The organism is Pseudomonas sp. GW823-FHT02C05 (assembly GCF_058797595.1).
Genome location: NZ_JBXAJU010000001.1, coordinates 2410262 through 2428954 on the forward strand (window position 1 = coordinate 2410262; position 18693 = coordinate 2428954).

The following is an 18693-nucleotide window of genomic DNA, read 5'->3' on the forward strand; positions in this document are numbered from 1 at the left end:
CGCATGGGCGCATCAGCCCCGGCCTTCGACAGCGGCGACAGGAGTGCAGTGCATGCAGATATCCCTCGACCAGCAGGTAGCCCTGGTCACTGGCGCCAGCTCCGGCATTGGCGCCGCCACCGCAATCGCCCTGGCGGCGACCGGTGCCAGCGTGGTGCTCAACTACAACTCCCAGGCCGCGCCGGCCGAGCAGTTGGCCGCGCGGATCAATGCCGAAGGCGGCCGGGCCATTGCCATTGGCGCCGATGTGGCCGATGAGGCCCAGGTCGAGGCGCTGTTCGCCCAGGCCATCGAGGCCTTTGGTTTTCTCGACATCCTGGTGGCCAATTCCGGCCTGCAAAAGGATGGGCCGGCCGCCAGCCTGAGCCTGGACGACTGGAACCGGGTGATCGGCGTCAATCTCACCGGGCAGTTCCTCTGTGCTCGCGCGGCGCTGAACATCTTCCAGCGCCAGGGGGTGCGCGCCGGGGTGTCCAAGGCGGCGGGCAAGATCATCCACATGAGTTCGGTGCACCAGTTGATTCCCTGGGCCGGGCACGTGAATTACGCGGCTTCCAAGGGCGGCGTGGACATGCTGATGCGCACCCTGGCCCAGGAAGTCAGCCAGCAGCGGATCCGCATCAACGGCATCGCCCCGGGGGCGATCCGCACCGCCATCAACCGCACCGCCACCGAGGGCGCGGCAGAGCAGGAACTGCTCAAGCTGATTCCCTACGGCCGGGTCGGCGACCCCGAGGATGTGGCCAATGCCGCGCTATGGCTGGCCTCGGACGCCTCCGACTATGTGGTCGGCAGCACCCTGTTCATCGACGGCGGCATGAGCCTCTATCCGGAGTTTCGCGGCAATGGCTGACCAGCATCCCACGGCACAACGCCCCATCGACGCCCACGGCATCATCGGCGACATGCGCAGCGCCGCCCTGGTCAACGACCAGGGCAGCATCGACTTCTTCTGCTGGCCGGAGTTCGACAGCCCGAGCATCTTCTGCTCGCTGCTGGACTCCCCCGCCGCCGGGATCTTCGAACTGGCACCGGTGCTGGCCGACGCCCGGCGCCAGCAGATCTACCTGCCCGACAGCAACGTCCTGCAGACCCGCTGGCTGGGAACCGAGGCGGTGGTGGAAGTCACCGACCTGCTGACCATCGACGACGACCCCGAGCAGCTGCCGCTGCTGATCCGCCGGGTACGGGTGGTCAGCGGCCAGGCCACCCTGCGCCTGCACTGTGCGCCGCGCCTGGACTATGGGCGGGCCGCCACCGGGGCACGACAGGAAGGCGACTCGGTGTGCTTCGAAGCCCCCGGGCAGCCCGGGCTGCGCCTGCTGGGCGACCAGCCGCTGCACCTTGAACGGGACTCGGCCCGGGCCGAGTTCGTGCTGCAACAGGGCCAGGGCGCCGAATTCATCCTCGGTGGCGTCGACGATCTGCGGGTGCGGCACGGCGATAGCGAGCTGCACCTTACGCGCACCCTGAAGTTCTGGCGCGACTGGATCGGCCAGTCCAACTACCGCGGCCGCTGGCGCGAGATGGTCAACCGTTCGGCCCTGGCGCTGAAACTGCTGACCTCCAGGCGCCATGGCGCGATCCTCGCGGCGGCCACCTTCGGCCTGCCGGAAAGCCCCGGCGGCGAACGCAACTGGGACTACCGCTACACCTGGGTACGCGACGCCTCGTTCACCGTCTACGCCTTCATGCGCCTGGGCTTCGTCGAGGAGGCCAACGCCTACATGGGCTGGCTGCGGGGCCGGGTCAGCGACTGCCATGGGCAACCGATGAAACTCAATATCCTGTACGGCATCGACGGCCGCCAGGAGTTGCCGGAGACCGAGCTTGGGCACCTCTCCGGGCACGGCGGTGCGCAACCGGTGCGCATCGGCAACCAGGCCTACGACCAGGTGCAGCTGGATATCTTCGGCGAGCTGCTGGATGCGGTGTACCTGGTGAACAAGTACGGCGAGGCCATCTCCCACGAAGGCTGGAAACACACGGTACAGGTGGTGGACCAGGTCTGTGACAGCTGGCAGAGCAAGGATGTGGGCATCTGGGAGATGCGCGGCGAGCAGCACCACTTCCTGCACTCGCGGCTGATGTGCTGGGTGGCGGTGGACCGCGCCATCCGCCTGGCCTCCAAGCGTTCGCTGCCGGCCCCCTTCGCCCGCTGGGACCAGACCCGGCAAGCCATCTACGACGATATCTGGAGCCGGTTCTGGAACCAGGAGCACGGGCATTTCGTCCAGCACATCGGCAGTACCGCCCTGGACGGTTCGATGCTGCTGATGCCCCTGGTGCGCTTTGTCAGCGCCAAGGACCCGCGCTGGCTGGCGACCCTGGATGCCATCGAAAAGAGCCTGGTGCGTGACGGCATGGTCTACCGCTACCGCAACGACGACAGCCAGATCGACGGGCTGGCCGGCACCGAAGGTGCCTTCGCCGCCTGTTCGTTCTGGTACGTCGAATGCCTGGCCCGGGCCGGGCGCCTGGAGCAGGCGCACCTGGAGTTCGAGCAACTGCTGCGCTATGCCAACCCCCTGGGCCTGTACGCCGAGGAGTTCGACAGCCACGGCCGTCACCTGGGCAACACGCCCCAGGCCCTGACCCACCTGGCGCTGATCAGCGCGGCAAGTTTTCTCGACCGGCGCTTGAGTGGCGACAAGAGCGTCTGGCAACCTTGATCCCGGCCCCGGTGCTGAGACCGGGGCGTTCTTCCCTTGGTGCCCGACAGAAATGGAACTCGCCCCATGCCCGACTCGCCGATCATCGCCGTGATGATCCATGCCGCCGACTGGCGTGCCGCCACCCATTGGTACGCCCAGGCCTTTCCCCAGGCCCGCCGGGTGCTGCACGAGCCGGATGATTTCGGCCATTTGCAGCTCGCGGGCCTGTCCCTGGAAATCGTCCCCTGCGACGCCAAGGTCGGCCAGGGGCCGGCGGGCATGGTGGTGTACTGGCAGGTCGCCGATCTGCCCGGCGAGGTGCAGCGCCTGACCGGGCTGGGTGGGCACCTGTATCGCGGGCCCATGGTCATTGAAGGCGGCGACTCGATCTGCCAGGTGCAGGACCCCTGGGGCAACTGCATCGGCCTGCGCCAGCCGGCCCGTTTGGGGCAAGCGTCATGAACCAGGTGCTGCTGATCATCGACGTGCAACCCTGCTTCAACCCTCCGCAGTGGCTGGTGGACGGCATCAACCGCCTGCTCGGGCGCATGCCCTCGGTGGCCACGGTGGAGCGCCATGATGAAAGCCGCACGCCCTTCGCCCGGCAACTGGGCTGGCAGCCGGCGGTGGATGACCAGAGCCTGGTGGCCGCCGACAAGGTCTTCATCAAGCACGGCTACGGGCCGACGACGGAGATTCTCGAGCACCTCAAAAGCCTCGCCCCAGAGCGTGTGCTGGTGTGCGGTATCCAGACCGACACCTGCGTGCTGGCCGCAGGTTTTGCCCTGTTCGATGCCGGCTTGCAGCCGACCCTGCTCACCGACCTGACCGTGGGTTCGTCCCTGGACCGCAGCGGCGGCCTGGGCATCGACCTGTGGCGGCATCACTTCAAGCACCTGGCCCGCAGCGACGAACTCTAGGGGCCGGCTTGCGGGCCCCTTCGCTGGCAAGCCAGCTCCTACAGCCCTCAGGTGGCAGCGCCGTTGCGTAGGGGCCGGCTTGCCGGCGAAGGCAATCTTGCGGGCCTCTTCGCTGGCAAGCCAGCGCATACAGCCCTCAGGTGGCGGCGCCGTTGCGTAGGGGCCGGCTTGCCGGCGAAGGCGATCTTGCGGGCCACACAGCGCTAGAGTCCGCATTCGCGCTCCCTTACCAGGCCCCTCATGAGCTTCACCGTCGGCCTGCGCTGCTACGTGCACATCAAGGGCCCCGAACCATAGGGCCACAGTTCCCTGGAAGACATCCGCCGGCTGCTGGCGCGACGCCCACGGCTGCATGCCGCTGCGGCTTGAGGACAGCACGCAAGTTTTGCGCTAGCTTTTCCCGACCCACCGGATCCGGAGTCGTCATGCCCAGCCCAGCCTCCCTGCACCAGGTCAGCACCCCCAGCCTGCATATCGCCTATGAGGAACATGGCCCGCGCAACGGCGAGCCGGTGATCCTGCTCCACGGGTTTCCCTACGACGTGCGGGCCTACGACGAGATCGCCCCGCCCCTGGCCGAGCGCGGCTATCGGGTCATCGTTCCCTACCTGCGGGGCTACGGCCCGACGCGCTTTGCCAGCGAACAGGTGATGCGCTCCGGGCAGCAGGCGGCCCTGGCCCGGGACCTGCTGGAGCTGATGGACGCCCTGCACCTGCCCCAGGCCACCCTCGCCGGCTACGACTGGGGTGGGCGCGCCGCGTGCATCGTCGCGGCGCTATGGCCGCAGCGGGTCAAGGGCCTGATGAGCGCCGACGGCTACAACATCCAGGACATTCCCCGGGCCATCGAGCCCCGGGCGCCGGAGACCGAGCTGCGGCTGTGGTACCAGTACTACTTCAATACCCAGCGCGGGGTGGACGGCCTGACGGCCAACCGCCGGGAATTCTGCGAGCTGTTGTGGCGCCTGTGGTCGCCAACCTGGAAACAAGGGCCCGGGCTCTATGGCCTGAGCGCGCCCTCCTTCGACAACCCGGACTTCGTCGCTGTGGTGATCCACTCCTACCGTCATCGCTTCGGCTATGTGCCGGGCGACCCGGGCCTGGAAAGCATCGAGCGGGCGCTGGAGGCGCAACCGCCGATCCGGGTGCCGACCATCGCCCTGTGCGGCGCTGACGACGGCGTCGGCCCGGCCACCGAACCGGACCCCGATGTCGGCCTGTTCAGTGGGCCCTATCAGCGGCGGATCCTCCCGGGGATCGGCCACAACCTGCCCCAGGAAGCGCCGCAAGCCACTCTCGACGCGCTGCTGGAGTTGCTCGGCAAGCCCTGAGATGGGCGCCGGCGCACGCCATGGGCCGGAAAAAATCGGTACACTTCGCGGCCTCGATCCCCCCACAGGACATGGAATGTTATCCGTCGCCGCTTCTCCCCGACCCGGCCTGCGCCGGGCCCTGGTGCTTTGGCTGTATGCCGTCGGCGCCGGCCACCTGCTGGCCGGGCTGCTACTGACCTGGGCCGGCCACAGTGGCCTGTTCAACGATTACCTCGCGGGCATCGAACAGGCCTTCTGGGGCGCCGCCGCGCCGGCACCGGCCCGGGCCCAGCAGATCTGGTGGCTGGGGCTGTTCGGCGCCACCCTGCAAAGCTATTCGCTGTACCTGCTGGGGCTGGTGCACCTGGGCAACCGCCTGCGGGCCCCTGCCGCCTGGGCCTGGCTGATGGCCGGGATTGTGCTGTGGGCGCCCCAGGACATGTGGCTGTCCTGGCAGATGAACATGACCGCCCACCTGTGGATCGACAGCTTCGCCCTGCTGGTGCTGCTGCCGCCGTTACTGTGGCTGCAGCGCCACGACCGCCGTACCTCTCGTCTTCCCTCGTAAAAGGACTTCACCATCGTGGCTGATTTGCCAATCCTGCAGTGGGCTATCGCCCTGTTGCTCGCCCAGGGCGTGCTCGGCGCCCTGGATACTCTCTACCATCACGAACTCACCGTGGCCCTGCCGCAGCGTCACAGCGCCCGCAAGGAGCTCAGCATCCATGCCCTGCGCTCGTGCTTCTACGGCGTGCTGTTCATGGGCATCGCCCACCTGGCGTTCCAGGGCATCTGGGCCCTGGTGATCGCCCTGCTGTTCGCCCTGGAAATCGGCCTGACCCTGTGGGACTTCGTGGTCGAGGATCGCAGCCGCAAGCTGCCGGCCATCGAACGCATCATGCACACCGTGCTGGCGATCAACGCCGGGGCCTTCTTCGCCCTGTACGGCCTGCAACTGCTGGAATGGTCACGCCTGCCCAGTGCCTTGAATCCCATCGACCTGGGCTGGCAGGGCTGGGCCCTGAGCCTGTTCGCCGTGGGCGTCACCGCCTCGGGCATCCGCGACGGCCTGGCGGCGCTGCGCCTGCAACGCCAGGGCCAGGGCGCCAACCCCTTTGCCGGTGGCAGCGGCAAGCGGGTGCTGGTCACCGGTGGCACCGGTTTTATCGGCGAGACCCTGGTCAACCAACTGCTGGATGCCGGGCACACGGTCAGCGTGCTGGCCCGGGACCCGCTGCGCGCCGCCTACCTGTTCGACGGTCGCGCCCGTTGCCTGCGCTCGCTGAGCAAGCTGGGCCACGGCGAAGCCTTCGACGTGATCATCAACCTGGCCGGTGCCCCGGTGGCCGGGCCGCGCTGGTCGGCCAAGCGCCAGGCGCAACTGCTGGCCAGCCGGGTCGGCACCACCGAAGCCCTGCTCAACTGGCTGCAACACGCCCAGCACAAGCCGGAGCTGTGGATCCAGGCTTCGGCCATCGGCTTCTATGGCGTGCGCGACGCCAGCCAGAGCCTGGATGAAAACGCCGAGCGCGGCGAAGGCTTCATGGCCGACCTGTGCGCGCGCTGGGAATCCTCCGCCGAACCGGCTACCCGCTTCGGCGTGCGCCAGGTGGTGCTGCGCCTGGGGATCGTCTTCGGTCCCGGCGGCGCCCTGAAGCCATTGCTGATGCCCTTCCATTTCGGCTTTGGCGGACGCATGGGCGATGGCCGGCAGATCATGAGCTGGGTGCACCGCGACGACGTGTTGCAGGTGATGGCCCGGGCCATGAACGACCCGACGCTGTCCGGCACCTACAACATGGTGGCGCCGGAAGCGGTGAGCCAGGGCACCTTCGCCACTACTGTCGGCAAGGTGCTCAAGCGCCCGGTGTGGCTGCACGTGCCGGCTGCGCCGGTACGGGCCCTGGCCGGGGAGATGGCCGAGCTGTTCTTCGATGGCCAGAAGGTAGTGCCGGCGCGCCTGCTGCAGGCCGGCTACCGCTTCCGTTACCCGACCCTGGACGCCGCCCTGCGCGACCTGACCTGAGCTGAGGAATGCCCATGAGCAAGCCCCTGTTGTACCTGCTGGCGGGCAATGGCAGCGCCGCCGACTGGTGGGACGATGCCCTGCCGCACTTCCAGCGCTATCAGGTGCAGCCCCTGGAGCTGCCGGGGTTTGGCGACAACCCGCTGCCGCCCTGCCAGGACCTGGGTGAATACGCCGAGGCCCTACTGGGCATGACCGAGCCGGGCCAGGGGATTGTCGCGGTGGGGGTCAGCGCGCTGATCGTGCTGCACGCCTTGCAGCGCCGCCCGGGGCACTTCTGCCGCAGTGTGCTGTTGTCGCCCGTGGGGGCCTTTCTCTGGCAACGGCGCTTGCCGGCGCTGATGTCGCCGCTGCCCGCGCGCTTGCTGATTCATGGCTTGCTCAGCCATAAACCGACGTGGTTCGCCGGCAAGTTCTCGCGCCAGCCGTGGAGCCAGGAGCAGTACCGGCGCATGGGCGCCGGCTATGGTCGGTGCCGGGCCTTCGTACCGCTGTGGGAGCAACTGCGGGCCGATACCGCGCTGCCGCTGCTGGAGTGGATCAAGGACCCGGTGCAACTGGTCTGGGGCGACCAGGACCGGCTGCTGGGGATTGCCCAGGCCGCAGCCTGGTCGGCCATCCTGGCCCGGGCCGACCTGCGGGTCAGCCTGCGGCCGGGCTGGGGCCATTACCCCTGGATCGACCACCCCGCCGAGTTCGTCGCCTGGCTGGAATCGGCCGACAACGGCTTCGTCGCCCACACCAAGGGCGGCCGCCTGCGCCTGGCGGAGCTGGCCGGCCAGCCGGTGCCCAGCGCCCTGTCCCTGGACAGCGCCAGCGACCCGCAGCTGCCGGCCCTGCTCGCCAGCCAGCCTGCGGCGCTGTGGGCGGTGCGTTCCTCCAGCTACGGCGAGGACCAGGCCGACTCGGCCAATGCCGGCTTGAGCACCACTTACCTGCGGGTGCCCAGCGAGCAAGTGCCCGGGCGCATCAGCGAACTGCGCGATGCCGGGGTCGAGGAAGTGGTGGTGCAGCGCTTTATCCAGCCGACCCTGTCGGGGATCGCCTTCGTCCGTCACCTGGCGGTGGAACTGGAGTGGGTCGAGGGCCATCTGGAAAGCCTTGCCGACGGTCAGGTCAGCCCGCAGCGGGCGATCCTTTCACGCCTGGGCGCGGCCTGGGAAAGCGGCCATTTCGCCACCACCCGGGGCCTGAGCGCCAGCGCCCTGTGGGATTTCCTGCAAGGGGTGCTCAAGACCTTCCACTACGTGCCCGGTGATGTGGAATGGGCCTGGGACGGCCAGCAACTGTGGCTGCTGCAGTACCGCCCCATCAGCGACTACGGCTGGCGCCGGCACCTGACCGCGGCCAATATCGCCGAGATCCTGCCACCGCAACCCAGCCGTTTCGTCGAGTACGGCCAGCGCCGGGCGGCGGCGAGCATTCCGGCGATCATGGCGCGCTGGGACGCCCGTGTACTGCAGGACAACGAGCCCTTCACCGCAGTGTTCGGCGGTGCTTCCTATATCAACAATGACCTGTTCCTGGCGCGGCTGGCCGACTGGGGCCTGCCCTCCTCCAGCTATGCCGGCGAGGTGGGCGGCGCCACCCCGCAGCTGCCCTTGCGGCCCCTGCGCCTGTTGCGCTCGCTGCCACGGTTCCTGCGCATGCAGCACATCGCCCGCGGCCACCTGCTGAGCCTGGAACCGGGCCTGCGGCGCTTCGACCGGGAACTGGCGCAGTTGCGCGCCGCCGGGGCCGACGGCCAGCAACTGGCAGACTGGTTCAGCCGCTTCTATGTGTTCGTGGTGCAGGGCAACCTGTGCATCGCCACCGCCCTGGCCAGCAGTGGCGGCGCGCTGCTGGGGCGTCCGCCCACCGCCTACGACAACCTGGACAACAGCCCCCATCGCCTGCCCTGGGAAACCGACCCAGGCACCCCGCGCCCGCAGTGCGCCGAGTTGCCGTTGCAAGCCTTCCCGCACTGGAGCCCAGCCATCACCCTGGCCCACCGCCTGGGCTTGCCGGGCATGCGCGGCTATTACCTGCAAGTGCGCGAGTGGTACCGGGACAACCTGATGCGGATCTTCTTCCGCCTGCACCACGCCGTGCCCGAGGCTGATCGCGGCTACTGGTTCGCCCCCCATGAGCAGGTGCGCAACCGTGGCGGCAGCTTCTGGCAGGACGGCCGCGAAGGCAGCGAGCAGGCGGCGGGGTTCATGATCTACCCGGGCCAGGTCCAGGGCGTGCTGGGGGTCGACATTCTGCTGGAGGACACCCTCGACCCCGGGCGCCATGCCCACTATCAGCAGGCCCGGGCAGTGATCGCACGCATGGGCGGGCGCCTGTCCCACGGTTCGACCCTGTTGCGCGAACTGCGCAAGCCCTCGGCGGTACTGCCCCAGGTAGACCCGGCCTGGATCGGCCGCGAAGTGCTGTATGCCGACGGCCAACTGAGCCTGGTAGAAGGCTGAAACCCGCGCTCAAGGCTGCGCAATGCTGGCGAAGCGTTCGCGGTAGGCCTGGGGCGTCACGCCCAGGGCCCGCAGCACGCTGCGACGCAGGGTTTCCTCGCTACCGAAACCGCACTGGGCGGCGATGCGCTTGATCGGCAGGGTGCTGTCGGCCAGCAGGCGCCGGGCGCTTTCCACACGGATCAGTTCAATGGCCCGGGCCGGGGTCTGGCCGGTGTCGGCGCGGTAGTGACGGACGAAACTGCGCTCGCTCATTCCCGCCTGCTCGGCCAGCACCGGCACCGTCAGTTCGCGGTCCAGGTGCTCGGCGATCCAGGCGTGCAGCCGGTCGAAACGCCCACCCTGGTTCTGCAGCGACAGGGTTACGCTGAACTGCGATTGGCCCCCCGGGCGCTTGAGAAACACCACCAGTTGCCGCGCCACTTCCAGCGCCACTGCGCGCCCCAGGTCGGCCTCCACCAGGGCCAGGGCCAGGTCGATGCCGGCGGTGACCCCGGCCGAGGTCCACACCGGGCCATCGTTGATGAAGATCGGATTGGCCTCCACCTGCAGCCGCGGATATTGCTCGGCCAACTGCTCGCAGCGGGTCCAGTGGGTGACCACCCGGCGCCCGTCCAGCCAGCCGCTGGCGGCCAGCAGAAAGGCCCCGGTGCAGACCGACGCCACCCGCCGTGACGCCGCAGCCCGGGCCGCCACCCAGGCCACCAGTTCAGGATCACGGGCCGCCCCGTAGACGCCCCAGCCACCGGCAACGATCAGGGTGTCGCAGGGCTCTTGCGGCAGCGGCAGCGGCTCGGCCAGCAGCGCCAGCCCCGAGGAGCTCAGGGTCGCCCCGCCCGGGCTGGCAATCACCCGCGGGTGGTAGGGCAAAGGCAGGCCCAGGCCGCGGGCCCGGTCATTGGCCGAGGCGAACACCTGCAGCGGCCCGCTGACATCCAGCAACTGGGCATTGGCGAAGGCCAGGACAAACACGTTTTTCGGCGCAGTGGGCATGGTTGGCGTAAATCGAGGGCTGGTTGGCGTATGCGCCAAATCCTAGAGCGCTAGAGTCAAGCCGTCCACTTCATCGACACAAGGAACAGGCAATGGCAGTGCAGATAGGTTTTCTGTTGTTCCCCGAGGTCCAGCAACTGGATCTGACCGGCCCCCATGACGTACTGGCCTCGCTGCCGGATGTGCAGGTGCACCTAATCTGGAAGGAGCCGGGGCCGGTGGTGGCCAGCTCGGGGCTGGTGCTGCAGGCCACCACAAGCTTCGCCGACTGCCCGCCGCTGGATGTGATCTGCATCCCCGGCGGTACCGGGGTCGGGGCGCTGATGGAAGACCCGCAGGCCCTGGCGTTCATCCGCCAGCAGGCCGCCCGGGCGCGCTACGTGACCTCGGTGTGCACCGGCTCCCTGGTGCTCGGCGCCGCGGGCCTGCTCCAGGGCAAGCGCGCCACCACCCACTGGGCCTACCACGAACTGCTGGCGCCGCTGGGGGCGATACCGGTGCATGAGCGGGTGGTGCGTGACGGCAACCTGCTGACCGGCGGCGGTATCACCGCCGGCATCGACTTCGCCCTGACCCTGGCCGCCGAACTGTTCGACGCCGCCACCGCGCAGCGGGTACAGCTGCAACTGGAGTACGCCCCGGCGCCACCGTTCAATGCCGGCAGCCCGGACACGGCCCCCGCCAGCGTGGTGCAGCAGGCCCGCCAGCGCGCCGCGGATTCGCTGCACAAGCGCCGGGAAATCACCCTGCGCGCGGCCGCGCGGCTGGCAGCCGGCTGAGCCTTCAGGCACGGCGTACCGGGCCCTGGCGGGCATTGCCCAACAACTGGGTGATGGCGCCATCGCCATAGGTGCGCTCGACCCTGGAAATCACCACCTGATAACCGGCGTACCAGCGCCGGTACTGGCGCTTGGCTTCGATGTGCCTGGGGTGGCTGGCAAAGGCCTGGATCGAGGCTTCGTCCTCCCAGTAATAGCTGGCGTTGATCAGCCCCTGGTCGGCGCTGGTCCAGGATTGGGCGCCGACGAAGCCCGGCAGGCTGATGGCAATTTCGTCGATCAGCGCACTGAGGCGGTGGAACTCCTCGTCGCGCTGGCCCGGCTGGTAGATAAAGGCGGCGATGTACATGGTCAAACTCCATTGGCTGATGAATCAGAGCGGACGCGCCAGCAGCGCCAGGCGCAGGGCCAGGGCCAGCAGCACCGCCGCCAGCAGCCAGGATTGCCAGCGGGCCAGCCGCGAATCGCTGCCGGGCAAGCCACGGCGCAAGGCCGCGCCGAAGATCCCCAGGCTGGTATGGAAGACCCCGCTGACCAGGGTCAGCAGCAAGCCCAGGACCACCAGTTGCACAGCGATGCTGCCGTGCTCGGGGCGCACGAACTGCGGCAGGAACACCATGAAGAACAGCAGCGCCTTGGGGTTCAGCAGGCTGTTGCACAGGGCCCGGACAAACACCGTGGCCAGCGGCACCCGGGGTGTATCGGCAAGGTCCAGGCCCCCCCGCTGGCCCAGGGCCTTCCAGGCCAGCCACAGCAGGTAGGCAACCCCGGCATAGCGGATCAGGTCGAACGCCGGCGGCCAGCTGGCCACCACGGCGGTGACGCCCGTGGCCGTGAGCAGGGTCAGGCCGATATCCGCTGCGCCGATCCCCAGCCCCGATGCCACCCCACCGCGCCAGCCATAGGCTGCGCCGTGGCTGATGACAAAGGCCATGTTGGGTCCCGGCGACAGCAGCAACAGCAGCACGGCGCCGAGGAAGATCGACAGGGTGGAAAGGTCCGGCATGTGAGCGCTCCTGCGCAAAAGCCGCTAGATTAGGACGCCTGTCTGATACAAACAAAAAAGTGTTCTAGATACATGAGGTGGCCGAGCATGCGCCGTACCCGTTACAAAACCATCGTCGATCACTTCGCCCAGCGCATCCGCGCCGGCCAGCTGTGCCCAGGCACTCAGCTACCGACGGTGCGGGCGCTGATGGCCAGCGAGCAGGTGGCGCTGGCCACGGCGCTGCGGGTTTATCACGAGCTGGAAGCCATCGGCCTGGTGGTGGGCGAGCCCGGGCGCGGCACCTTTGTCCGCGACACCAGCCTGCCCCGGGGCATGGGCCTGGAACAGCACCCGGCCAGCGCCGCCTCGGTGGACCTGGCGTTCAACTACCCGTCCCTGCCCGGCCAGGCGGAAAGCCTGCGCGAGGGGCTGCGGGCGATAGCCGCCTCCGGCGACCTGGATGCCCTGCTGCATTCCGCGCCCCAGGGCGGCCGCCCCCATGAGCGCCAGACCGCGGCGCGGCACCTGCGCAACCGCGAGATCCGCGTCGCCGCCGAGCAGGTGCTGATCGTCAACGGCGCCCAGCAGGGGCTGGCGGTGAGCCTGCTGGCGCTGCTCCAGCCCGGGGACATCCTGGCAGTGGACGCCCTGACCTACCCCGGCCTCAAGACCCTGGCCCAGGTCCATCGCCTGGACCTCGAAGCGCTGCCCCAGCACAACGGCCAGATGGACCTCGACGCCCTGCAGGCCCTGTGCCGCCGGCGCCCGGTGCGGGCGCTGTACTGCATGCCGACCCTGCACAACCCCCTGGGCACTGTGATGCCCCTGGCCGAACGCCGGCGCCTGGCGCAACTGGCCCGCGAGCATGACCTGCTGCTGATCGAGGACGGCGCCTACGCCTTCCTCGCCGAACCGGCCCCGCCGCCGCTGCAGACCCTGGCCCCGGAGCGCACGTTGTATATTTCCGGGCTGTCGAAAAGCGTCGCCTCGGGCTTGCGCCTGGGGTTTATCGTCGCGCCCCTGGAGATGATCCCGGCCCTGGAACGGGCGATCCGCGTGTCCACCTGGAGCACCCCGTCGCTGACCGTGACCCTGGGCTGCCGCTGGATCGAGTCGGGGCTGGTGGACAGCCTGGAAGAACAGAAGCGCAACGATGCCCGCAGCCGCCAGCAACTGGCCCGGAGGGTGCTCAAGGGCTGCGATTACCAGGCCTATGGCTCATCGTATTTTCTCTGGCTGAAACTGCCGGAAGGACGGCGGGCCGATGCCGTGGTGGCGGCCCTGGAACATCAGGGGGTAACGGTGACCTCGGCCGAGCCCTTCGCCACCACCGCCCATGTGCCCCAGGCCTTGCGCCTGGCCCTGGGCTCCATCGGCCTGCCGCTGCTGGAGCAGGCTCTGGAAAAGGTCCGCAACGAAATCACCCGCTAAGCACACCTGCAGAAGCCCGCGCTTAGCGTCGGGCTGAAAAGAACCTGCCACGTTCATGTTCCGCTGCATGAAGTATCAAAGTGGCCACAGCACCCAGGCTGCAGGCACGAAATGCCGGACGAAAAAAAACCCGCCGAAGCGGGTTTTTTCCAAGACCATTATGACTTCCTGTCTGCAGCATCCGTGCTAATGGTCGACCTTCCCTGATCCTGAGCGCTTCCTGCGCTGCAGTTGTGGGAAAGAAGATTAAACACAAAGCCCGGTGCGCAGAAGGCGCATTGAATTACAGCGCGTGTAGGAAATTCGCTATACCGCACTTACGCAAACCCCTAGTTCACCCCTCCAGTGCCTGGGCGGCCAAAGCCGCGAGCTTGAGCTGGTGCTGCGCCCCGGGCTGATGATCGTCCTGGAGAAACCAGGCAGCGGACAAACCACTGAAGGCCAGCACCCACTGCACCAGCCGGCGCGGCTCCAGTTGCGCCGCCCGGGCAATCACCTGCACCTGGCGGGCAAAGCGCACAGGATCGGTGGCGCTGGGCAGGTCCGGGTTGCAGATCAGGTTGGCGAAATCGAAGGTGCGCTCGCCATGTACCCGCTTGGGGTCGATCACCCGCCAGCCGCGCTCGGCGAAGTCCAGCACATTGTCGTGGTGTATATCGCCATGCAGCACCACCGGTTCCCGGGGCGTGGCCAACAGGTGCTCGGCTTCGGCCAGGCAGCGCAGGAACAACCCGCCCTGCTGCGGCGCCGCCTCGCGCAGGTCGGCAAACCAGCGATCCAGCGACACCAGCGGCGGCCGCGGTTGTGCCCGTGGCCGGTGCAACTGTTGCAGGGTGGCGCAGACGATATGGCTGACCTCATCGTGCTGGCCCGCCAGGGCCATGCGCATCAGCGAACCCTTGCCCATGGCACGCTCCATCAGCAGGGCATCGCCTTGCTGGGCATGAACCCGCGCCGCCCCCTCCCCGGCCCACCAGGCCATCAGCCGGTTGCCGGCCTGCTCGTGTTCATCCAGGGCAATCTTCAACATGGCCGGCGCACCGTCTTGCAGACGCACCGGCAACAGGCGGCTGCCCGGGGTGACGATGGGATCGCCATCGGGCGTCAGGCGCCAGCGTTTCATATAGGTTTCGAACAAGGGGCTGCTCCAGACGGGAAGCGGCCAGTTTCAGGCGACAGGCCTGGCTCTGCAACGTGCCGCTTGCAACTGCCTGTTTCAACCCTGCTGCAGGTAGTTCTCGATATTGCTCATCTGCTCGTCCCAACCCCGGCTGTTCATGCGAAAGGCCTTGAGCCGGCGCTCGGCGGGAATGCCGTCGAAGCCCGACTCGGTGACCCGCAGCAAGGTACCACCGGCGTGCTCTTCCAGTTCGAACCGGACCAGGGTGCTGGGCTCTGCCGAATAGTCCTGCGCGGGATCGATGGCGTAGGGGTGCCAGCGGAAGGAGAACAGCTCCTGGGGCAGCATCTGCTCCACCAGGACATCCCAGGTCAGGTGCTCATAGCCTGGGTAAGTCACCGCGCCCCGGGCCCGCTGGCCGGGTATGAACTGCTGGCCGGCCAGGGCCACGCCAAACCAGCGGCCGAAGCGTTCGGCCTCGCTCAGCGCCTGCCAGACCTGGGCCGGGTCGGCCTTGAGCAGGATCTTGCGTTCGATGCGATCTGAAGAATTCATGGGCCACCTCCAGTGATGAACACTAGACTTCTCTGAATCGAGCGCAACCTTTATCTGGCCGAAGGACCCACTGATTGCCCAGAACGAAAAATGCTACTGTCGCCGGCGCCAATACCTCTGCAAAGGACCTGCCATGCCCCTCACCCTCACCGACCGCTACCGTGGCAGCCTGCTGGGCCTGGCCTGTGGCGATGCCCTGGGCACCAGTGTGGAATTCAAGCCACGGGGCAGTTTCCCCCCGGTCACCGATCTCTTGGGCGGCGGCCCGTTCAACCTCAAGGCCGGACAGTGGACCGACGACACCTCCATGGCCCTGTGCCTGGGGGAAAGCCTGTTGCGCAAGGACGGTTTCGACCCCGCCGACCAGATGGGCCGCTACCTCAACTGGTGGCAATGGGGCTACCTGAGCGCCACCGGCGAATGCTTCGATATCGGCATGACGGTGCGCCAGGCCCTGGCCGACTATCAGGAACACGGCCAGCCCTTGGCGGGTTCCAGCGACCCGCAGACCGCCGGCAATGGCTCGCTGATGCGCCTGGCGCCGGTGGTGCTGTTCCATTACCCCGACCTGGCCCAGGTCCGCGAGTTTGCCGGGGCCAGTTCGCGTACCACCCACGGCGCCGCCGAAGCCATCGAATGCTGCCAGCTGTTGGCCGGGCTGATCGCCAAGGCCCTGGACGGTGCCAGCAAGCAGCAACTGCAACGGCTCGACGCCCAGGGCTTTCGCGAGAGCAAGGTCGCGGCCCTGGCCCAGGGCAATTACCTGGATAAAACCCGCGACCAGATTCGCGGCAACGGCTATTGCGTCGACTCCCTGGAGGCCGCGCTCTGGTGCTTCCAGCACAGCGACAGCTATGCCGAAACAGTGCTGGCCGCCGCCAACCTGGGGGACGACGCCGACACCACCGCCGCCATCGTCGGCCAGTTGGCCGGAGCCTACTACGGGGCCCAGGGCATACCGCCGCACTGGCTGGCCAAGCTGCACATGGGCGAGGAGATCCAGGCCATGGCCGACGACCTGCTGGCCGCCGCCCGGCGTCGCGCGCCTGCCCGACCGCTGCATGGCAGTTGCCTGTGCAAGGCGGTGCAATACCGGGTCGACCGCCTGGACATGCCCATCGGCCACTGCCATTGCCAGACCTGCCGCAAGGCCCACGCCGCGGCCTTTGCCTCGACCGCCGGAGTCATGCGCGAACACTTCCAGTGGACCCAGGGCCAGGAACGCCTGAGCACCTACGAATCGTCCCCGGGCAAGCTGCGGCACTTCTGCTCGGTCTGCGGTTCTCACCTGCTGGCGGAGCGACCGGGGCAGCCCCACGTGATCCTGCGGGTGGCGACCCTGGACGATGATCCGGGGCAGACGCCACAGGTGCATATCTGGACCTCCCACGATGTGCCCTGGCTGGCCGACGAAGCGCTGCAACGCTGGCCCGAGTGGCAACCCAGCCGCGGCTAGACTGTTTCTTCCTCATTGACCGATTGCGAGACTTTCCATGCGTCCGATCCTGTTGCTGGCCCTTGCGCCGCTGCTGCTTGCTCCACTGGCCCAGGCCTATGAGTGCAACAACACCACCCAGACCGATATGAGCCTGTGCGCCAACTTCCAGCACAAGGCCGCGGACAAGGAGCTGAACGCCCTTTACCAACAGATCAACCAGCGCCTGAAAGACCAGCCACACAGCAAAAAGCTGCTGGTCAGCGCCCAGCGCGCCTGGGTGGCGTTCCGCGATGCCGAGTGCAGTTTTTCCACCTCGGGCGTGGAAGGTGGCAGCCTGTATCCGGTGGCCTACAGCAACTGCATCACGGCCTTGACCAAGACCCGCGTGGAGAGTTTCAAACAGTACCTGCAGTGCAAGGAAGGCGACTTGAGCTGCCCGGTCCCCGCACGGTAGGAGCGGGCTTGCCCGCGAAGGCGTCGGCGAGGGCCCTGCACGGCTTGCCGGCCTGTTCGCCGGCAAGCCGGCTCCTACAGGAGCCGGTGGCTGGCGGCGGGGTCAGCGGACGAAGATCTGCGCCGTGGTGATGGCCATGTCGCCGCCCGGCAGGGTGATCTTGCCGATCTGCTTCATGCTCTGCACATCGAAGATCGCCACGTCGTTGAAGGTCCCCGCCAGGTAGATCTTGGTCCCGGCCCGGTTGAACGAGATGCAGTAGTAGGAGTGTTCCAGGGTCGCGGCCTGGAGCAGTTTCTTCTGCTTGATGTCGTACTTGGCCAGGCGGTTGAGCACGCCGAACATCAGGTTGGGGTCCGTGGGCGAGCGCATGCCGCTGAAGTAGATCTCGGTCAGCGGGCCGAAGTCGGTGGTCTCGGTCTTGCCGGTCGCAAGATCGACGCTGAACAGCCCGTACAGCGGCTCGGCGGTAGCCGGGTCCTGCTTCTTGTCCTTGAACTTCGCCGCGGTGTAGAGCAGCGAAAAGTCATGGCGGAAGGTCTGCTGGTTCCACACGTAGAGCACGTCCGGCGCGCTGTAGTTGGGGCGTTTCCAGTGGCGGCTGGGGATCAGCACCTCGAACTTGCCGGTCTTGACGTCGACCTTGTACAGGTCCGGCCCGGCCACATACAGGGTGCCGTCGTCGCCGCTCTGCATGATGGTCAGCTGGCGCGGCGCGGGGAAGCTGCGCAGCGGCTTGGCATTGAGCCCGGCATCGGTGGCGTAGACATCCAGCCGCGGCTCCTTGACCTCATAGCGGTCATTGAGCAACAGGGTCGGGTTGGCCACGGTGTACAGCTCCTTGCCGTCGTGGCTGACGGTGAAGGCGAACATCGAGCGCGCCTTCTCCCCCGGATGCTGGGTGATGCTGGCGTGGAACACCTGCTTGCAGCTGTCGAGCTCGACGCCGTAGACATCCGCATAGTGGTTGTTCAGCACGTAGGCGATCTTGCGGTCCGGCGACAGTTGCACGGTGCCGGGGCCGAAGGCGTCGGGCATCTTGCAGGTCTTGTACAGGCTGTCGGTGGCCAGATCGAGAACGTGCAGGTTGTTCGGGTAATTGGTGGTCACCATGTACTCGTGACCGCTGTTGAGGGCCAGGCCCTCGTCGGCCAGGGCGGTGAAAGAACAGGCGCTGAGAACCGCGCCGGCGGCCAGGCCGCACACTGTGATAGCTCGCATGCTGGAATCCTTGTGCTGTCCGGTTACTTGTCTTTGGGGAAGACGGTGCCGAGGTTGCGCCAGTTGTCGTTGGAGGCCTGGGCGTCCTTGTTCCAGTCGGGGTAGGTGCTCATCATGTCCGGCACCTGGGCCGGCCACCAGCAAGGGTCGGAGCAGCCGTAGAGGTCGGCCTCCATCGGTTGGCACAGCGACGAGACGCCGCCAAAGGCATCGATTTCCCAGCCCGGGTCGGTGGTCGAGGCGCAGCCGGCCACGGAGTTCATCGCCAGCACTTCTTCGATACGGTCCTGGGCCGCGGCCTCGGTCAGTTTCTGAGCTTTGTTGTTGATCGGCTTGAGATGTTTCATG

19 protein-coding genes and 1 pseudogene are annotated in these 18693 nt (G+C 67.6%); 13 read left to right on the forward strand and 7 right to left on the reverse strand.

Going from position 1 to position 18693, the window contains the following annotated elements; translation table 11 throughout:
* The first annotated feature begins 52 nt into the window (after positions 1–52).
* From AC1RGE_RS10730 to AC1RGE_RS10765, 8 genes are all read left to right on the forward strand, one after another.
* The gene (locus tag AC1RGE_RS10730; RefSeq protein ID WP_492584200.1) at positions 53–853 is read left to right on the forward strand and encodes a glucose 1-dehydrogenase; all 801 of its coding nucleotides are present in this window, start codon (positions 53–55) and stop codon (positions 851–853) included.
* On the forward strand, positions 846–2672 hold the full coding sequence (locus tag AC1RGE_RS10735; RefSeq protein WP_183001514.1) for a glycoside hydrolase family 15 protein: 1827 nt from the start codon (positions 846–848) through the stop codon (positions 2670–2672). Before AC1RGE_RS10730 ends, AC1RGE_RS10735 begins: the two co-directional genes overlap by 8 nt.
* Positions 2673–2738: 66 nt before the next feature.
* Positions 2739–3116: a VOC family protein gene (locus AC1RGE_RS10740; RefSeq protein ID WP_492575111.1), complete on the forward strand. Its 378-nt coding sequence runs from the start codon at positions 2739–2741 to the stop codon at positions 3114–3116.
* On the forward strand, positions 3113–3574 hold the full coding sequence (locus tag AC1RGE_RS10745) for a cysteine hydrolase family protein (RefSeq protein WP_011062384.1): 462 nt from the start codon (positions 3113–3115) through the stop codon (positions 3572–3574). The genes AC1RGE_RS10740 and AC1RGE_RS10745 overlap by 4 nt, the downstream gene beginning before the upstream one ends.
* 425 nt (positions 3575–3999) lie before the next feature.
* Positions 4000–4905 (forward strand): alpha/beta fold hydrolase, encoded by a 906-nt coding sequence (locus tag AC1RGE_RS10750; protein ID WP_236184886.1) that lies wholly within the window; start codon positions 4000–4002, stop codon positions 4903–4905.
* Positions 4906–4981: 76 nt separating this feature from the next.
* Positions 4982–5455 (forward strand): hypothetical protein, encoded by a 474-nt coding sequence (locus AC1RGE_RS10755; protein ID WP_125063717.1) that lies wholly within the window; start codon positions 4982–4984, stop codon positions 5453–5455.
* 15 nt (positions 5456–5470) lie between these two features.
* On the forward strand, positions 5471–6913 hold the full coding sequence (locus tag AC1RGE_RS10760; protein ID WP_019094101.1) for a TIGR01777 family oxidoreductase: 1443 nt from the start codon (positions 5471–5473) through the stop codon (positions 6911–6913).
* Positions 6914–6927: 14 nt separating this feature from the next.
* Positions 6928–9366 (forward strand): alpha/beta fold hydrolase, encoded by a 2439-nt coding sequence (locus tag AC1RGE_RS10765; RefSeq protein ID WP_174395845.1) that lies wholly within the window; start codon positions 6928–6930, stop codon positions 9364–9366.
* Between the two features lie 9 nt (positions 9367–9375).
* Here the strand turns inward: AC1RGE_RS10765 and AC1RGE_RS10770 are convergent, their stop codons facing one another.
* Positions 9376–10359: a GlxA family transcriptional regulator gene (locus tag AC1RGE_RS10770; protein ID WP_492584202.1), complete on the reverse strand. Its 984-nt coding sequence runs from the start codon at positions 10357–10359 to the stop codon at positions 9376–9378.
* Positions 10360–10451: 92 nt separating this feature from the next.
* Here AC1RGE_RS10770 and inhA point away from each other — a divergent pair, with 92 nt between their 5' ends.
* Entirely contained in the window at positions 10452–11138 is a 687-nt protein-coding gene (gene inhA, locus AC1RGE_RS10775) for an isonitrile hydratase (protein WP_011062390.1), read from the forward strand.
* A gap of 4 nt (positions 11139–11142) precedes the next feature.
* Here inhA and AC1RGE_RS10780 read toward each other — a convergent pair whose 3' ends face one another.
* Both AC1RGE_RS10780 and AC1RGE_RS10785 read right to left on the reverse strand, forming a co-directional pair.
* Positions 11143–11487: an antibiotic biosynthesis monooxygenase family protein gene (locus AC1RGE_RS10780; RefSeq protein WP_011062391.1), complete on the reverse strand. Its 345-nt coding sequence runs from the start codon at positions 11485–11487 to the stop codon at positions 11143–11145.
* A 24-nt stretch (positions 11488–11511) separates the two neighbouring features.
* Complete coding sequence (locus tag AC1RGE_RS10785) at positions 11512–12144, reverse strand: LysE family translocator (protein ID WP_011062392.1); 633 nt, start codon at positions 12142–12144, stop codon at positions 11512–11514.
* 87 nt (positions 12145–12231) lie between these two features.
* Between AC1RGE_RS10785 and AC1RGE_RS10790 the strand changes: the two genes are divergently transcribed.
* Positions 12232–13557, forward strand: coding sequence for an aminotransferase-like domain-containing protein (locus AC1RGE_RS10790; protein ID WP_015636436.1), 1326 nt, complete (start codon positions 12232–12234; stop codon positions 13555–13557).
* A gap of 334 nt (positions 13558–13891) precedes the next feature.
* Here AC1RGE_RS10790 and AC1RGE_RS10795 read toward each other — a convergent pair whose 3' ends face one another.
* A complete protein-coding gene (locus tag AC1RGE_RS10795) occupies positions 13892–14695 on the reverse strand; it encodes an aminoglycoside phosphotransferase family protein (protein WP_011062394.1) in 804 nt (267 codons plus the stop codon).
* A gap of 78 nt (positions 14696–14773) precedes the next feature.
* A complete protein-coding gene (locus tag AC1RGE_RS10800; RefSeq protein WP_011062395.1) occupies positions 14774–15232 on the reverse strand; it encodes an SRPBCC family protein in 459 nt (152 codons plus the stop codon).
* A 133-nt stretch (positions 15233–15365) separates the two neighbouring features.
* On the opposite strand from AC1RGE_RS10800, the pseudogene AC1RGE_RS10805 reads away from it, so the two are divergent.
* From AC1RGE_RS10805 to AC1RGE_RS10815, 3 genes and pseudogenes are all read left to right on the forward strand, one after another.
* Positions 15366–16265 (forward strand): annotated as a pseudogene (locus tag AC1RGE_RS10805) (ADP-ribosylglycohydrolase family protein); the annotation flags it as partial.
* Positions 16239–16688, forward strand: coding sequence for a GFA family protein (locus AC1RGE_RS10810; RefSeq protein ID WP_225368814.1), 450 nt, complete (start codon positions 16239–16241; stop codon positions 16686–16688). The pseudogene AC1RGE_RS10805 and the gene AC1RGE_RS10810, both read left to right, overlap by 27 nt.
* Before the next feature lie 37 nt (positions 16689–16725).
* Positions 16726–17124: a lysozyme inhibitor LprI family protein gene (locus tag AC1RGE_RS10815; protein WP_015636438.1), complete on the forward strand. Its 399-nt coding sequence runs from the start codon at positions 16726–16728 to the stop codon at positions 17122–17124.
* Positions 17125–17226: 102 nt separating this feature from the next.
* On the opposite strand, the gene peaD is transcribed toward AC1RGE_RS10815, so the two are convergent.
* Entirely contained in the window at positions 17227–18345 is a 1119-nt protein-coding gene (gene peaD, locus AC1RGE_RS10820) for a quinohemoprotein amine dehydrogenase subunit beta (RefSeq protein WP_065363163.1), read from the reverse strand.
* A 23-nt stretch (positions 18346–18368) separates the two neighbouring features.
* Entirely contained in the window at positions 18369–18692 is a 324-nt protein-coding gene (gene qhpC, locus AC1RGE_RS10825; protein ID WP_011062399.1) for a quinohemoprotein amine dehydrogenase subunit gamma, read from the reverse strand.
* Between the last annotated feature and the right edge of the window lies 1 nt (position 18693).

Coding starts and splice junctions, on each gene's coding strand:
- AC1RGE_RS10735 (WP_183001514.1), top strand. CDS start 846: ATGGCTGACCAGCATCCCACGGCACAACGCCCCATCGACGCCCACGGC.
- AC1RGE_RS10815 (WP_015636438.1), top strand. CDS start 16,726: ATGCGTCCGATCCTGTTGCTGGCCCTTGCGCCGCTGCTGCTTGCTCCA.
- AC1RGE_RS10810 (WP_225368814.1), top strand. CDS start 16,239: ATGGCCGACGACCTGCTGGCCGCCGCCCGGCGTCGCGCGCCTGCCCGA.
- inhA (WP_011062390.1), top strand. CDS start 10,452: ATGGCAGTGCAGATAGGTTTTCTGTTGTTCCCCGAGGTCCAGCAACTG.
- AC1RGE_RS10770 (WP_492584202.1), bottom strand. CDS start 10,359: ATGCCCACTGCGCCGAAAAACGTGTTTGTCCTGGCCTTCGCCAATGCC.
- AC1RGE_RS10740 (WP_492575111.1), top strand. CDS start 2,739: ATGCCCGACTCGCCGATCATCGCCGTGATGATCCATGCCGCCGACTGG.
- qhpC (WP_011062399.1), bottom strand. CDS start 18,692: ATGAAACATCTCAAGCCGATCAACAACAAAGCTCAGAAACTGACCGAG.
- AC1RGE_RS10780 (WP_011062391.1), bottom strand. CDS start 11,487: ATGTACATCGCCGCCTTTATCTACCAGCCGGGCCAGCGCGACGAGGAG.
- AC1RGE_RS10730 (WP_492584200.1), top strand. CDS start 53: ATGCAGATATCCCTCGACCAGCAGGTAGCCCTGGTCACTGGCGCCAGC.
- AC1RGE_RS10790 (WP_015636436.1), top strand. CDS start 12,232: ATGCGCCGTACCCGTTACAAAACCATCGTCGATCACTTCGCCCAGCGC.
- AC1RGE_RS10785 (WP_011062392.1), bottom strand. CDS start 12,144: ATGCCGGACCTTTCCACCCTGTCGATCTTCCTCGGCGCCGTGCTGCTG.
- AC1RGE_RS10800 (WP_011062395.1), bottom strand. CDS start 15,232: ATGAATTCTTCAGATCGCATCGAACGCAAGATCCTGCTCAAGGCCGAC.
- AC1RGE_RS10745 (WP_011062384.1), top strand. CDS start 3,113: ATGAACCAGGTGCTGCTGATCATCGACGTGCAACCCTGCTTCAACCCT.
- peaD (WP_065363163.1), bottom strand. CDS start 18,345: ATGCGAGCTATCACAGTGTGCGGCCTGGCCGCCGGCGCGGTTCTCAGC.
- AC1RGE_RS10755 (WP_125063717.1), top strand. CDS start 4,982: ATGTTATCCGTCGCCGCTTCTCCCCGACCCGGCCTGCGCCGGGCCCTG.
- AC1RGE_RS10750 (WP_236184886.1), top strand. CDS start 4,000: ATGCCCAGCCCAGCCTCCCTGCACCAGGTCAGCACCCCCAGCCTGCAT.
- AC1RGE_RS10765 (WP_174395845.1), top strand. CDS start 6,928: ATGAGCAAGCCCCTGTTGTACCTGCTGGCGGGCAATGGCAGCGCCGCC.